Annotated in this window: 11 protein-coding genes; 1 reads left to right on the plus strand and 10 read right to left on the minus strand. The window is 67.9% G+C overall.

What is annotated here, in order from left to right; all coding sequences use genetic code 11:
- Positions 1–4: 4 nt before the first annotated feature.
- From ACW7G2_RS09710 to ACW7G2_RS09755, 10 genes are all read right to left on the minus strand, one after another.
- Positions 5–1780 carry a VWA domain-containing protein gene (locus ACW7G2_RS09710; protein ID WP_456975155.1) on the minus strand — a complete coding sequence of 592 codons (1776 nt, stop codon included), beginning with the start codon at positions 1778–1780 and terminating at the stop codon, positions 5–7.
- The gene (locus ACW7G2_RS09715; RefSeq protein WP_456975157.1) at positions 1777–2853 is read right to left on the minus strand and encodes a vWA domain-containing protein; all 1077 of its coding nucleotides are present in this window, start codon (positions 2851–2853) and stop codon (positions 1777–1779) included. Before ACW7G2_RS09715 ends, ACW7G2_RS09710 begins: the two co-directional genes overlap by 4 nt.
- Positions 2850–3311, minus strand: coding sequence for a DUF4381 domain-containing protein (locus tag ACW7G2_RS09720; RefSeq protein ID WP_456975159.1), 462 nt, complete (start codon positions 3309–3311; stop codon positions 2850–2852). The genes ACW7G2_RS09715 and ACW7G2_RS09720 overlap by 4 nt, the downstream gene beginning before the upstream one ends.
- Entirely contained in the window at positions 3308–4234 is a 927-nt protein-coding gene (locus ACW7G2_RS09725) for a DUF58 domain-containing protein (protein ID WP_456975161.1), read from the minus strand. Before ACW7G2_RS09725 ends, ACW7G2_RS09720 begins: the two co-directional genes overlap by 4 nt.
- A 25-nt stretch (positions 4235–4259) precedes the next feature.
- Positions 4260–5261 carry an AAA family ATPase gene (locus tag ACW7G2_RS09730; RefSeq protein WP_456975163.1) on the minus strand — a complete coding sequence of 334 codons (1002 nt, stop codon included), beginning with the start codon at positions 5259–5261 and terminating at the stop codon, positions 4260–4262.
- Positions 5262–5435: 174 nt separating this feature from the next.
- A complete protein-coding gene (locus ACW7G2_RS09735; protein WP_456975165.1) occupies positions 5436–7361 on the minus strand; it encodes a type IV pilus secretin PilQ in 1926 nt (641 codons plus the stop codon).
- Between the two features lie 44 nt (positions 7362–7405).
- Positions 7406–7894 (minus strand): pilus assembly protein PilP, encoded by a 489-nt coding sequence (locus ACW7G2_RS09740; protein ID WP_456975245.1) that lies wholly within the window; start codon positions 7892–7894, stop codon positions 7406–7408.
- Between the two features lie 43 nt (positions 7895–7937).
- Positions 7938–8573 carry a type 4a pilus biogenesis protein PilO gene (locus ACW7G2_RS09745; RefSeq protein ID WP_456975247.1) on the minus strand — a complete coding sequence of 212 codons (636 nt, stop codon included), beginning with the start codon at positions 8571–8573 and terminating at the stop codon, positions 7938–7940.
- 14 nt (positions 8574–8587) lie between these two features.
- Positions 8588–9286, minus strand: a complete 699-nt coding sequence (locus ACW7G2_RS09750; protein WP_456975167.1) for a PilN domain-containing protein — start codon at positions 9284–9286, stop codon at positions 8588–8590.
- The gene (locus ACW7G2_RS09755) at positions 9286–10344 is read right to left on the minus strand and encodes a pilus assembly protein PilM (protein ID WP_456975169.1); all 1059 of its coding nucleotides are present in this window, start codon (positions 10342–10344) and stop codon (positions 9286–9288) included. The genes ACW7G2_RS09750 and ACW7G2_RS09755 overlap by 1 nt, the downstream gene beginning before the upstream one ends.
- Before the next feature lie 222 nt (positions 10345–10566).
- Between ACW7G2_RS09755 and ACW7G2_RS09760 the strand changes: the two genes are divergently transcribed.
- On the plus strand, positions 10567–13119 hold the full coding sequence (locus ACW7G2_RS09760) for a penicillin-binding protein 1A (protein ID WP_456975171.1): 2553 nt from the start codon (positions 10567–10569) through the stop codon (positions 13117–13119).
- The last annotated feature ends 71 nt before the right edge of the window (positions 13120–13190 follow it).

The following is a 13190-nucleotide window of genomic DNA, read 5'->3' on the forward strand; positions in this document are numbered from 1 at the left end:
GGGTTCAGTCTGCCCCCTGACGGACGCGGCGTTCATGCTCGAGCCTGAACCGCGCACGCAGCAGGCCACCGGGGTCATCCGGAATGCGGCGCAGCCAGGCTTCGGCGGCCTCGCGGCGCTCCTGCTCGCGGGTATCGTCCAGCGCCTCGTGCGCATCCCGTGGATCCTCCTCCAGTGGCTCTTCCCCTGCCAGCGCCTGCTGGATCTCATCGCGCAGGGCCTGATCCGCTGCCCGCTGGGCATCGGCATCGGAAGGACCCGGGTCTGCTTCCTGATCCTGCGTCCCGCCCTGCTGGCCCTCACTCCCGGATTGCCGGGATGGCTGCGGCGGCGGCTGCTGACCATCCCCACCACCTTGCTCAGGGTCCGCTTCGTTGCCCTGTTCATTGCCTTGATCACCAGACGGGGGCGGCTGGTCCTGCAGCGCCTCCTCAACCACCCGGCGATTGGCCAGTGCGTCCTCCATACCAGGCTCCCGCGCCAACGCCTCGTCATAGGCTTCAAGCGCTTCTTCCAGACGCCCCGCCCGGGCCAGCGCGTTGCCGCGGTTATAGGCGTCGTCGACCCCGGGCAATTCGGCCCAGATTCGGGCGGCGGCTTCGTATTCCCCGCGGCGGTAGGCATCCACTGCGGCCATGCCGCGCTCATGACCGATCTGGTCGGCGCGGCGCCACAGACTGCCTGCTGGGGCATCGCCTTCAGGGGCCCTGCCTTCCGGAACCGGGGCCTGGGCTTGTGTCTCGGTTTGCGGCTGGGTCTGGGCGTGGACTGGAGCCGGGGCCAGCGGCAAGCCCAACATGAGAACCACCAGCAGCAGGCCGCCACCGCGACGGAAGGCCAGCGCCGCCAGCAACATCAGCGGCAGCAGCAGCCAATAACCCTGATCGGCCCGGATGCTTCCCGTTGCGCCGGTCCCCGCACTGTCCACCCGGCCCCCGCTTCCCAGGCCGGTGAACTCCTGCGCCCCGTCGCCTCCGGTCAACGCCGCAAATCGCCCGGAGCCCGCATCGGCCAGCGCCTGCAGTGCCGCTGCCTCCATGCGGCTGTGCACCAGGCGACCACGCGCATCGCGATGCATGGCACCTTCGCCGGTCCCCAATCCAAGCACCGACACGGTGTAACCCGCCCGCGAAGCCGCGGCGGCGGCGCGTCGGGCGCCCCCGTCTGCATCGTGGGTGAGCACCAGGATATCGCCACGCTCCAGCCCCGCCTGCTCCAGCAACTGCGCCGACCAGGCAATGGCTCGCGCCGGATCGCTGCCGTCGGTGGGCATGATGTCCGGCGCCAGCGCATCCAGAAAAATTGCCACGTTGTCCACATCTCCGGTCAGCGGCGCCACCGTATGCGCACTGCCGGCAAAGGCCACCAGCGCCACCTGTCCGCCTGTCCTTGCTTCAAGCAGGCTGCCGATGGCAGCGCGCGCCTGCAGCAATCGCGATGGCTGCAGGTCCGCCGCGCCGGTGGCGCTGGACAGATCCAGGGCGATCACCAGCGGCGCAGCCTCCTGCCACAGCTGCTGCGGCTGCACGCGCCACCCCGGTCCAGCCAACGCCAGGATGGCCAGGCCGAATGTGGATATGCCCAGCACCACGCCTGCCACCCGCCGGCGCACCGATCCGGGCGCCAGAAGATGCGGCAACAGGTGCGGGTCAACCCGGCGGTGCCATGCATCCTGGCGACTGCGCCGTCGCAGCCACCACAGCGCCAGCAGCGGCAGGGCAAGCAGCAGCCACAACCACTGCGGGCGCATGAACTGCACATCGGCCAGGGCCTGGATCATGACCCGGCCTCGGCGATCGAAGCCGCTGCGCGCGATGCGAGGGGCCGCAAGCGGCCATGCCTGCCCAGCATCGCCAGCAGCGCACAGGCCAGTGACAGGCCAAGCGGCCATGGATAGGCCTCCACGCGGGGGCGCGCCGCGGGTCCCGCCCGCTCGACCGGCTCAAGCCGGTCGATTTCGGCATAGATTCCCGCCAATTCCTGCGCGTCACGGGCGCGGAACATGCGCCCGCCGGTGGTCTCGGCGACGGCCTGCAGGGTGGCTTCATCAATGTCATCGCCGCCGCCCGGCATCGGCAGGCGATAGCCGAACATCGACAATTCGCCGCCGGCACCACCGAAGGCGACCGTATGCACCCGCACGCCGTAGGTCCGGGCCAGCTCCGCCGCCTTCAGCGGCTCCAGCAGTCCCGCCGTGTTCACGCCATCGGTCAGCAGCACCAGCACCCGCTCGCCGGCTTCACCGTCCGCGGCGTCGCGGTCGCGCAGCCGCTTGACCGCCAGGCCGATGGCGTCGCCGATCGCGGTTTCACGGCCGGCCAGCCCGACGGCGCTGTCGATCAGCTGCTGGCGGACCGTATCCAGATCGTGGGTGGGCGGTGCCAGCACGTAGGCGCGGCGACCAAAGACCAGCAGCCCGACCAGATCGCCCTCGCGCCGGTCCAGGAAGTCGGCAAGCACCGCTTTCGCCGCAGTCAGGCGGTCCACGGGACGCCCCCCAAGCAGCATGTCTTCATCGCCCATGCTCCCCGACAGGTCCACCGCCAGCATCAGCTCGCGCCCGATCCGCGGTGGCTGCTGAGGATCACCCAGCTGCTGCGGACGCGCCGCCGCCAGGCACAGCAGCACCCACGCGAGGGCGGCAAACGCCAGCGGCCAGCTCCGCACCCGCTGTCCCCGGCGTCCGGGCGTGCCGGACGCCGCAGCCAGCCGCGCGGCATGGGGCATCCGCAGCGCGGCACCGGACGACCGGCGCGGCGGCAGCAGGCGCCAGGCCAGCCACGGCAACGGCAGCGCCAACAGCGCCCAGGGCCAGGCGAATCCGGCGAAGGCCGCAGGCAGCCAGGCGCTCACTTTCGCCCTCCGGCCAGGCGCAGGAAGCAGGCGCGCGTCGCCTCATGCAGCGCCTGCAGGTCCACATCACCCAGGTCGCGGCGGTAGCCTCCCTCCAGCAGCATCCTGCGTGACTCCCCATCGAGCTGGAGGATGGCGGGGTCACGCTCCAGGTAGGCAAGCCAGGCGTCTCCCTGCAGCGTGGCGGCAGCCGGATCGCGCTCCAGCACCGCGCGACGCAGCAATGCGGACATCGCCGCGATGCGCTCCGGCGCCGTGTCGGCGATGGCCACGTGACTGTCGAACATCCGCCGCAGACTCCGCCGGCGCCGCACCCGGCGCCACAGCAGCACTGTGATCACTGCCGCGACAGCCAGCACAAGCAGCGCCAGCAGCCACCAGCCGGGGGCGGGCGGCCACCAGCCGGGGACGGACGGAACATGGATGTCACGCAGCGGGAGCGCGTCGCCGGGAATCATGCGCGGGCGGCCCCTGGAACGGAGAACAGCGGCAGCCACTCGTCCCCTGGGCCGTCGCAGGGCAGCGCCATCGCCCGTACGCCGTACCGGGGCAACTGGGTGAGCGCGGACTCAAGCGGCGCGGCGAAGGCGCCGTCCCAGGCAGCACGCCCGGACCTGCTGCCCAGATCAACATCCCGCCGCCCGCCGTCTACCTCCAACGCCAGCGTTTCCGCAGGCGGGTCGGACTCCAGCGGGTCCACCGGCAGCAGCACCACCACCTGGTTGTGCATGGCCAATGCCGGCCAGCGTCGATCGGGAACGGCCGCCAGGCTGGCCGGATCGGCCAGCACCAGCAGCCGCGAACCCGGTCGCAACACCCGCGCCGCGTGTTCCAGGGCGACATCCAGGCCTTCGTCATCCGGCGGTGGCTGTGCATACCAGCGCACCAGCGCATCCAGCACCCGCAGCGCACCACGCCGGCCGGCGGCCGGCTTCACCGGAGGTTCCATGGAACTGCCGCGCAGTGCGGCCACCCGATCGCCATCACCCACTGCCGCCCACACTGCCAACGCGCCCGCACGTGCGGCCTGCACCGATTTGAAGCGCACCCGGGTACCGAAGTACAGGGCCGGTGCGGTATCCACCACCACCAGGGTCACCCGCTCACGCTCGGCCTGGAACAGCTTGGTATGTGGCTTGCCACTGCGCGCCGTGACCCGCCAGTCGATGTGGCGGGCATCGTCGCCGACGGCATATTCCCGGGATTCCGCATATTCCATCCCCCGCCCCCGCAGAGGCGAGGGTGCCTGGCCAGTTCCCAGCTGTCCCCGGCGCGGCGGCCTGCGGGCGAGCGCGGCCGCGCGCAGGGCCACCAGTTCGGCCAGCGTGGGCTGCACCCCGCTGTACGCTTGCTCCGGCTTCGATTTTTGCTTGCTGTGCATCCGTCCGCCCCTGCAAGGCCCGCCCTCAGGGCAGCGGAACCTTTTCCAGCAGCTCGGCCACCAGGCGGTCACCATCCCAGCCTTCGGCCGTGGCTTCGTAGCTGGGCAACACCCGGTGGCGCAGCACGTCCGGCGCAACCTGCTGCACATCCTCCGGGGTGACGAAATCACGACCCGCCAGCCAGGCGCGGGCGCGGGCGCAGCGTTCAAGCGCGATGGATCCACGCGGGCTGGCCCCCCAGGCGATCCGCTTGGCCAGCGCCTCGTCGTAACGGGCGGCATCCCGGGAAGCCAGCACCAGCTCAATCAGGTAGCGCTCCAACTGCGGGGCCATGTGCACATCAAGCACGGCGCCGCGCGCGGCAAACACATCCGCCTGCGGCATGCGCACCGGCGCCGGCGCCTGGTGATCAAGCACGCGACGCGCCCGCGCCCGCTCCAGGCGCAGGATCTCCGCTTCCGCCGACGCGTCCGGATAGCCCACGCGCACGTACATCAGGAAGCGATCCAGCTGTGCTTCGGGCAGGGGAAACGTACCTTCCTGCTCGATCGGGTTCTGGGTGGCCATCACCAGGAACAGCTCCGGCAGCGGCCAGGTCTTGCCGCCCACGGTCACCTGGCGTTCGCCCATCGCCTCCAGCAGTGCGGACTGCACCTTGGCCGGGGCGCGGTTGATCTCATCGGCCAGCAGCAGCGGGTGGAACACCGGACCCGGCTGGAACTCGAACCGGCCTTCCTGCGGCCGCCACACATCGGTACCGGTCAGGTCGGCGGGCAGCAGGTCGGGGGTGAACTGCAGCCGCGCGAAATCCGCATCGATACGCGCGGCCAACGCGCGGATGGCGCTGGTCTTGGCCAGGCCGGGCGCCCCTTCCACCAGCAGATGGCCGTCGGCCAGAAGCGCCACCAGCAGGCGCTCGATGAGGTCCGCCTGGCCGACGATCTCGGCCGAAAGCGCGGCGCGCAGGGCAACGAACGCGTCGTGCAGGCGGGGAATGTCGGACTGTTCTGGAAGGGAGTCGGGCATTTGTTACCGGAGGCTCGCGGCGCCGTTCGCACCATGGTCCAGTTTGACCCAAAGCGCCGGGCGAGGTTCACCGGCAGGTGAACCGCCGGCCATGCAGCGGCGCGGATGGTGGGCCGCGGCGGCGCAAAAGGAAACGGGGCCGTCGGCCCCGTTTCGATCCAGCTTTGGCAGCGCTCAGCGCTGGCTGACGCGCATCACCTTCGGAGTGACGAAGATCAGAAGCTCGGCCTTCTCGCGGTCGCGGCCGCGACGCTTGAACAGGTTGCCGATCACCGGCAGGTCGGCCAGGAACGGCACCTTGGACATCTCGCTGCGGTCGCGGAACTCATACACACCGCCGATCGACACTGTCTGGCCGTCATCGATCAGCACCGCCGTGGTGATCTCACGCTTGTTGAGGTTCGGTACCGACCCGTAGGCACCCATGTTGGTGAACCCGGCGATCTCGTCCTTGGTGATTTCCATCGCCAGGAACACGCGACCGTCGTTGGTGATCGTCGGGGTGACCTTCAGCTCCAGCAGCACTTCCTTGAACTGCACCGTAGGCACGTTGTTGCTCTGCCCGCCGGTCACGGTCAGGTAGCCGACCTCCTGGCCCTGTCGGATCACCGCTTCGCGCTGGTTGCTGGTGACGATGCGCGGATTGGAGATCACTTCACCGCGACCTTCCTGCTGCAGCGCGGAGATCTCCATGTTCCAGTTGATCGAGTTGCCGAGGATCGTCAATGCCAACGAACCGGCTCCCAACGACGTATCGGCCGGGTTGTTGAAGTTCAGGCTGCCGGGAAGATCCCAGGTCGGCTCCCCGTCAATGACCGAATTGATGAATCCGGCGTTGGCGTCCAGCGAACCGGACACCACGCTGCGGTCATGGACCCCGGTTACCCCGAACCGCGCACCGATATCACGGGCAAACGACTCGTTGGCGATCACGATCCGCGCTTCGATCACCACCTGGTCGACCGGCTTGTCCAGCTCCTGCACCAGGCGGCGGATCTCGGCCACCCGGGTCGGAATGTCGATCACCAGCAGGGTGTTGGTGCGCCGATCGAAGCTGAGGCTGCCGCGCTGGGACAGGAAGCCGCGACTCTGCGATGAACCGCTGCCGCTGCCTCCGCCCGCGCCCTGCCCGGTCTTGCTTTCATCGGTCAGCAGGGTGGCGATGTCTTCGGCATTGCCATAGCTGATCGGGATGTACTCGGTGACCATCTCGACCCGGTCCTGGAGGTTGGCGCGGGCGTCTTCACGGGCCTGCTCGTAGGCGGCGATCTCGCTCTGCGGCGCAATCCAGATCACGTTGCCGTCGCGGCGCTTGTCCAGTGAGTTGGCGCGCAGGATGATGTCCAGCGCCTGGTCCCACGGCACGTTGTCCAGCCGCAGGGTCACGTTGCCGGTCACGCTGTCGGAGGCGACCACGTTGAAGTCCGACTCCTCCGCGATCATCTGCAACACCGTGCGCACCGGCACGTCCTGGAAGTTGAACACCACCGGGTGCCCGGAGTAAGTGCGCTCCTCACCGGCAGACGCGGCACTGGTCTGCCCAGCGGCCACCGCACCGGCGGCGCCGACCGCACGCCCCGGCTCAGCGGTTCGGGGAACCAGCTCGACGATGTACTCGCGTCCGGACTGGTAGGCCATCGGCTCGAACTCGCCGTGCGCGGTCAGCACGATGCGGGTATTGGTGCCGCTCTGCACGGCGTCGATGCGCCGCACCGGGGTGGCGAAGTCCGACACGTCCAGGGGACGCTGCATGGCGCTCGGCAGGTTGACGTTGCCAACCTCGATCACCACGCTCGCGCCATGCATGCGCATGTCCGGAACCGCGCCTTCACCGTCAAAGCGCAGTACCAGCTTGCCCGACCCGCCTTCTCCCCGATGGAAGTCGATGTCATCGACCGCAATCGCTCCGGGGAGCTGCTTGGCCGGGTCGCTTCCCGTCATGGCAACCTGCAGGGCTGCCATCCGTGGCGCGATGCCGGGCGACTGCGCGGCGTGCACTCCGGACGTCGCGGCCAGCAGGCCCACCGCCAGGCCCAAGGTGGCCGAACGGACCGGCTGGATGCGACGCGTCGCACGAGAATCTTGCCCGTTGCTCATCATCTGACTTCCCCTAATCCCTAATCGATTTGTTGTTCAAGGGCGTGTTATTCAATTGAAATTGCGGCAGGGCGTTCCAGCCAGCCGCCGGCACCGTCAGGTACCAGTTCCACGAGTTCAATGCGGTCTTCGGCGATCGAGGTGATCCGGCCGTCGGCCTGGCCCATGTAGTCGCCATTGCGGATCCGGTGGGTCACCTTGTTCGGTGCCATCACCAAGCCAATGATCGAAGCGCCGCGACCGATGGTGCCAACCATTTCCAGGCTGTCGAGCGGGAAATCCTCCAGCTCATGCTTGCGGCGGTCCGAATCCGGCCGCGGGCCGACCCCGCCGGTATCGGCGAACGCGTCGCTGAAGGGATCACGCAGGTCCTGGGCCGCGTATTCGAAGGTTTCGAACTGCTGCATGACCGGCAACGGCTCCAGCGGCGGCGCAGGACGCGCACGCACGTTGGCCACCCATTCCTCCAGGTTCGGCGCATCACCAGGTTTGCTGGTCACCCCGCGACCGCAGCCGGCAACGCCAAGTACGAGCATCGAGACCAGCGCGATCCGCGCCCCATGTCCAATCCTGCGCATGTCAGCGTTCCCCCGCGGCCTGGGCGGCCTGCTGTTCGGCCGTCTCTTCATCGTCGAGATAGCGGTACGTCTTGACCGTGCCAGCCAGCTCCAGGCTGGCCCCCGGCCGGATCGCCCCGCCGTCGCGCGGCTGCAGCGAGATATCGTGCATGGTCATGATGACTACCCGCGGCAGCGAAGCCACGCCGCTGACGAAGGCTCCGAACTGGTGGTAGCTGCCGCGCATCCGCAGCGAAATCGGCTGCTCGGCATAGAACTCCTTGGGCGCCTCGGGGCCGGGGCGGAACAGGTCGTTCTGGATGCCGGTAGCGACCGCGGTCTGCGAAATATCGGTGATCAGGTCCGGCATCTCGGTCCGGCTCGGCAGCTGCCTGAGCATCTGCTGCAGCTGCTGCTCCATCTGTGCCAGCTGCTGCTTGAGCGGGTCGAGGTTGGTGGCCCGGCCCTGCTTCTCTTCGAACTCGGCACGTTTCTGCGACTCCTGGCGCTCGAGTCCTTCCAGCGTGCCGAGCTTGTCACGCACGACCAGCCACCAGAGCAGGCCGAAAACCAGCAGCCCGATGAGCACGCAGAAGCCGATCTTGTACTCCTTCGGCCACGAGCCCATGTTGTTGAAGTCAAGCTCGCGCAGCGACATCTTGCGTTTTGTACTCACGATGCGGCTCCTTCTTCACCGGCCGGCGTTTCCGCCACATCGGCGTCCGCGTCCGCCTCTGTTCCTGCCTCTGTGTCCACTTCTGCGGCTGCCTCGGACTGGCCGTCCTCCTGTTCCTGCGCCTCAGTGGCATCCTGGGACGGAGTGGTCAGGGTCACCGAAAGGTTGAACACGTAAGGCAGCGCGGCGCTGTGCACCCCGGCCCCTTCAGGCCGCGCCTCGATCACCGCCAGGCGCGGATCGGCCATCCAGCCCGCCCCTTCGAGGTTGCGCATGTAGGTACTGACCCGGGCGTTGGACTGCGCGCGCCCTTCCAGGGTCAACTTCTGACCTTCCTGCTTGAGCGTGGTCAGCATCACCCCGTCAGGGATGGTGCGCACCAGCGCGTCAAACAGATGCACCATCTGCGAGCGGCTGGCCTGAAGCTCTTCGATCACTTCCTTGCGTGCCAGCAGGCGGGCGCGCTGGCGGTCGAGTTCCTCGATCTCCTTGATGGTCTCGTCGACCTGGGAAATCTGCTGGTCCAGATAGCGGTTGCGGGTCTGCTGGCCCTCGATCTGGGCGTTGTAATAGCCGTTGACCAGGAACCAGAGCAGTGCCCCGGCCACCACCGACAGGGCCACCATCAGTCCGAATTCTTTCTGCCGCTGGGCCCGGCGTTCGGCGCGCCAGGGAAGCAGGTTGATCCTGGCCATCAGTCGAAGCTCCTGAGTGCGAGCCCGCAGGCGATCATCAACGCCGGAGCGTCCTGGGCCAACGCATGGGCCTGGACCCGCGAGCCCAGGGTCATGTGCGCCAGCGGGTTGGCCACTGTCGTGGGCACCCCGAGCTGCTCCTCCACCATCTCGGACACGCCGGGAATCGAGGCACAACCCCCGGCCAGCACGATCTGGTCAACGCGGTTGAACTCGCTGCCGGCGTAGAAGAATTGCAGCAGGCGGCTGATCTGCTGCACCAGCGCCTCCTTGAACGGCTCCAGCACCTCGATCTCGTAGCTTTCGGGCAGTCCGCCCTGGCGCTTGGCCAGGCCGGCTTCCTCATAGCTGAGGCCGTAGCGACGCATCACCTCGTCGGTGAGCTGCTTGCCGCCGAAGACCTGCTCGCGGTTATACAGGCTGCGGCCTTCGCGGATGATGTTGAGGGTGGTCATGGTGGCGCCGATGTCGACCAGGGCCACGATGCCGTCGTGCGGCGCGTTCAACGTTCCGGCCAGCAGGCTGTATGCGTTCTCGATCGCGAATGCCTCCACGTCGATCACCTTGGCGGTCAGCCCGCCAAGCTTGAGCGCGTCGGCGCGCGTCTCCACGTTCTCCGAGCGCGACGCTGCCAGCAGCACCTGGACCATCTCCTCGTTGCCCGGCATGGGCCCGAGCACCTCGAAGTCGAGGTTCACTTCCTCGATCGGGTAGGGAATGTAGTTGACCGCTTCCAGCTCGACCGCCGACTCCATCTCTTCCTCGTCCAGATCGGCCGGCATCGGGATGGTCTTGGTGATGATGGCCGAACCGGCGACGGCGGCGGCGGCGTGCTTGGCCTTGCTACCCGAGCGGGCCATGGCGCGGCTGATCGCCTCGCCTACGGCTTCCACTTCGACAATGTTCTTTTCCACCACCGCATTGGGTGGCAGCGGCTCGACGGCATAGTGCTCAACGCGGTAGCGCTCACCGTTGCGGGACAGCTGCAAAAGCTTCACTGCAGTCGAGCTGATGTCCACGCCCACGATCGGCGGCTGGCTTTTTGTGAATAAACCCACGGTTTTCCCCTATTGTCACGGGCGCTTGAACGCGCAACGTGCCCCGACGGATTAGATAACGGACTTTTCACCCCTTGGCAACCTTGGATGACCCGAAACCGTGTCCCAGTGCCCTGTTCTGTCCGACTCTGCCCCTGAACAGTGAACCCGTCCCCCACGGGACAGGGTGTCCAGTCATCTATAATCCGCGCCTCCCCTGCTGCCACTTGACCACACGTCCGCATGCCCACCTTCAAACGCGTGTTGCGCTGGCTCGCCGTAGCGGCCCTGGCCCTGGGCGTGCTTGGCGCCCTGACCCTGGCCACCCTGTACTACGTCGTGTCAGCGCGCCTGCCCGATGTCCAGACCCTGCGCGACATCGAAATGCAGGAGCCATTGTACGTCTATTCCCGCGACGGACGGCTGATGGCCCTGTTCGGCGAAACGCGCCGCTACCCCGTGCAGATCGACGAGGTGCCGGACCAGCTCAAGCAGGCGTTCATTGCCATCGAGGACGCCCGCTTCTATGACCACCACGGTGTGGACCCCCGCGGGGTAGCGCGCGCCATCTGGCTGCTGGCCACCACCGACGACCAGCGCGTACCGGGCGGATCGACGATCACCCAGCAGGTGGCGCGCCAGTTCTTCCTCAGCTCGGAATACAGCTACACCCGCAAGTTCGCCGAGATGCTGCTGGCGCTGAAAATGGAGCGCGAGCTGACCAAGGACGAGATCCTGGAGCTGTATCTCAACAAGAGTTTCTTCGGCAACCGCTCCTACGGGGTGGCCGCGGCGGCCGAGTTCTATTACGGCAAGTCGCTGGATGACCTGACCCTGGAAGAAGCGGCAACCCTGGCGGCGATCCCCAAGTTCCCGTCCAGCGGCAACCCGGTCACCAATCCCGAGCGCGCCCGGATCCGGCGCGACTACGTGATGCAGCGCATGCGTGAGCTGGGCTACATCGAGCAGGCTGCGGAAATGGCCGGCAAGGCCACACCCATGCACGCCCGCCCGCACGAGCGCCCGGTGGAAGTGTACGCACCCTACGTGGCGGAAATGGTGCGCCAGGAAATGATCGCCCGTTACGGCGGCGACGTGCTGACCAAGGGTTACCACGTCACCACGACCATCGATCCCGATTACCAGGCCGCTGCCGAGCGCTCACTGCGCGACGGCCTCACCGTGTATGACCGCCGCTATGGCTGGAGCGGTGCGGAGCAATCATTCGAACTGGCTGCCGACGAAGACGCCGCCACCGCGGCGGCGCGGCTGCGCGGCATCCCTGCCCAGGCCGGACTGCGGCCGGCAATTGTGCTGCGCAGCGGCGAGGGCACCGCCGACGTGGTGATGGCCGACGGCACCACGACCACCCTGGATGCCAAGGCCAGCAGCTGGACCCAGCGCGCGCCATCGGCCCTGATGGAGCGCGGCGACCTGGTCCGGGTGCAGCGGATCGAGACGCCCGCCAAACCCGCCTCAGGCGCCGCCGAAGACGCTCCTGCGGAGCCGCCGGTGGTCAGCTACCAGCTCGGCCAGATACCGCGCGGCCAGGCCACGCTGGTGTCCATGGAATACGACACCGGCGCCCTGCGTGCGCTGGTGGGCGGCTTCAGCTTCGCCGGGCAGAAGTTCAACCGCGCCACCCAGGCCCGGCGCCAGCCGGGGTCGGCGTTCAAGCCCTTCATTTTTGCGGCCGCGTTCGAGCGCGGCTTCAACCCGGCCTCGATCGTGCCTGACGCGCCGGTGGTGTTTCGCATGCGCCGCGGCCAGGACTGGCGCCCGCAGAACGCCGACGGACGCTTCATGGGGCCGATGCAGCTGCGCAATGCGCTTGCGCTGTCGCGCAACCTGGTCTCGGTGCGGCTGCTGGACGCGATCGGCGTGGACTACGCCCGCCGCTACATCAGCCACTTCGGCTTCGACGAATCCGAGCTGCCGCCCAACCTGTCGATCTCGCTGGGCACGCCGTCGCTCACCCCTCTGGACGTTACCCGCGGCTATGCGGTGTTTGCCAATGGCGGCTTCCGCGTCACGCCCTGGTTCATCGACGAGGTGCGCGATCGCAACGGCGAGCTGATCTTCAAGGAAAATCCCGCCCGCGCCTGCCGCGGCTGCGCCGGCGGGGCGCGCCCCGCGCTGGGTGAAACGGCGGTGGCGGCACCGTCTCATATCGTCGACGGCTTCGATTTCGGCCCGGCCACTCCGGCCCCGGCGCCTGTTCCACCGCCGGTTGCCACGGAGCCGGCGGATGAACCGCTGGCCGACGGGATTGCCCTGGACGGCGTTGAAGGTGACGCTGAATTCATCGTGGCTCCTCGGGCGATCGATGAGCGCGTGGCGTGGCAGCTGGTGTCGATCATGCGCGATGTAGTCCAGCGCGGCACCGGTACCGCGGCACGCTCGATCGGGCGCGAGGATGTGGGCGGCAAGACCGGCTCCACCAATGACTTCCGCGACGCCTGGTTTGCCGGCTTTGGCGGCAACCTGGCCACCTCGGTGTGGGTGGGTCGCGATGACAACCGCTCACTGGGCCGGCGCGAGTATGGCGGCCGTTCGGCATTGCCGATCTGGATCGATTACATGGCCGCGGCGCTGGAAGGCCAGCCCCTGATGCCACACGAGGTCCCGGACGGGCTGGTGCAGGTGAGCGTGAGCGAGGGCGGGAGGCTGCTTCCGGCCGGCTCCGGCGGGCGCTCGGAGTACGTCAAGGTCGAGGATCTGGAGCGGATGGCGGCGGAGATTGACGACGGATTTGATGATTCGATGCCGGCCGAAGAGGTGTTCGATATTTTCTGAACGCCGCGACCATGGCCCGGCGCCAGCTCCACTGTAGGAGCGCCTGTCACATCTGCCGGGCTACAGTCAGA

It is taken from the genome of Luteimonas sp. A277 (assembly GCF_054052045.1).

Bases quoted from the DNA above. Each gene is read 5' to 3' on its own strand.
- ACW7G2_RS09750 (WP_456975167.1), bottom strand. From the start codon at position 9,286: ATGGCCAGGATCAACCTGCTTCCCTGGCGCGCCGAACGCCGGGCCCAG.
- ACW7G2_RS09725 (WP_456975161.1), bottom strand. From the start codon at position 4,234: ATGCACAGCAAGCAAAAATCGAAGCCGGAGCAAGCGTACAGCGGGGTG.
- ACW7G2_RS09720 (WP_456975159.1), bottom strand. From the start codon at position 3,311: ATGATTCCCGGCGACGCGCTCCCGCTGCGTGACATCCATGTTCCGTCC.
- ACW7G2_RS09760 (WP_456975171.1), top strand. From the start codon at position 10,567: ATGCCCACCTTCAAACGCGTGTTGCGCTGGCTCGCCGTAGCGGCCCTG.
- ACW7G2_RS09745 (WP_456975247.1), bottom strand. From the start codon at position 8,573: ATGTCGCTGCGCGAGCTTGACTTCAACAACATGGGCTCGTGGCCGAAG.
- ACW7G2_RS09735 (WP_456975165.1), bottom strand. From the start codon at position 7,361: ATGATGAGCAACGGGCAAGATTCTCGTGCGACGCGTCGCATCCAGCCG.
- ACW7G2_RS09740 (WP_456975245.1), bottom strand. From the start codon at position 7,894: ATGCTCGTACTTGGCGTTGCCGGCTGCGGTCGCGGGGTGACCAGCAAA.
- ACW7G2_RS09730 (WP_456975163.1), bottom strand. From the start codon at position 5,261: ATGCCCGACTCCCTTCCAGAACAGTCCGACATTCCCCGCCTGCACGAC.
- ACW7G2_RS09710 (WP_456975155.1), bottom strand. From the start codon at position 1,780: ATGATCCAGGCCCTGGCCGATGTGCAGTTCATGCGCCCGCAGTGGTTG.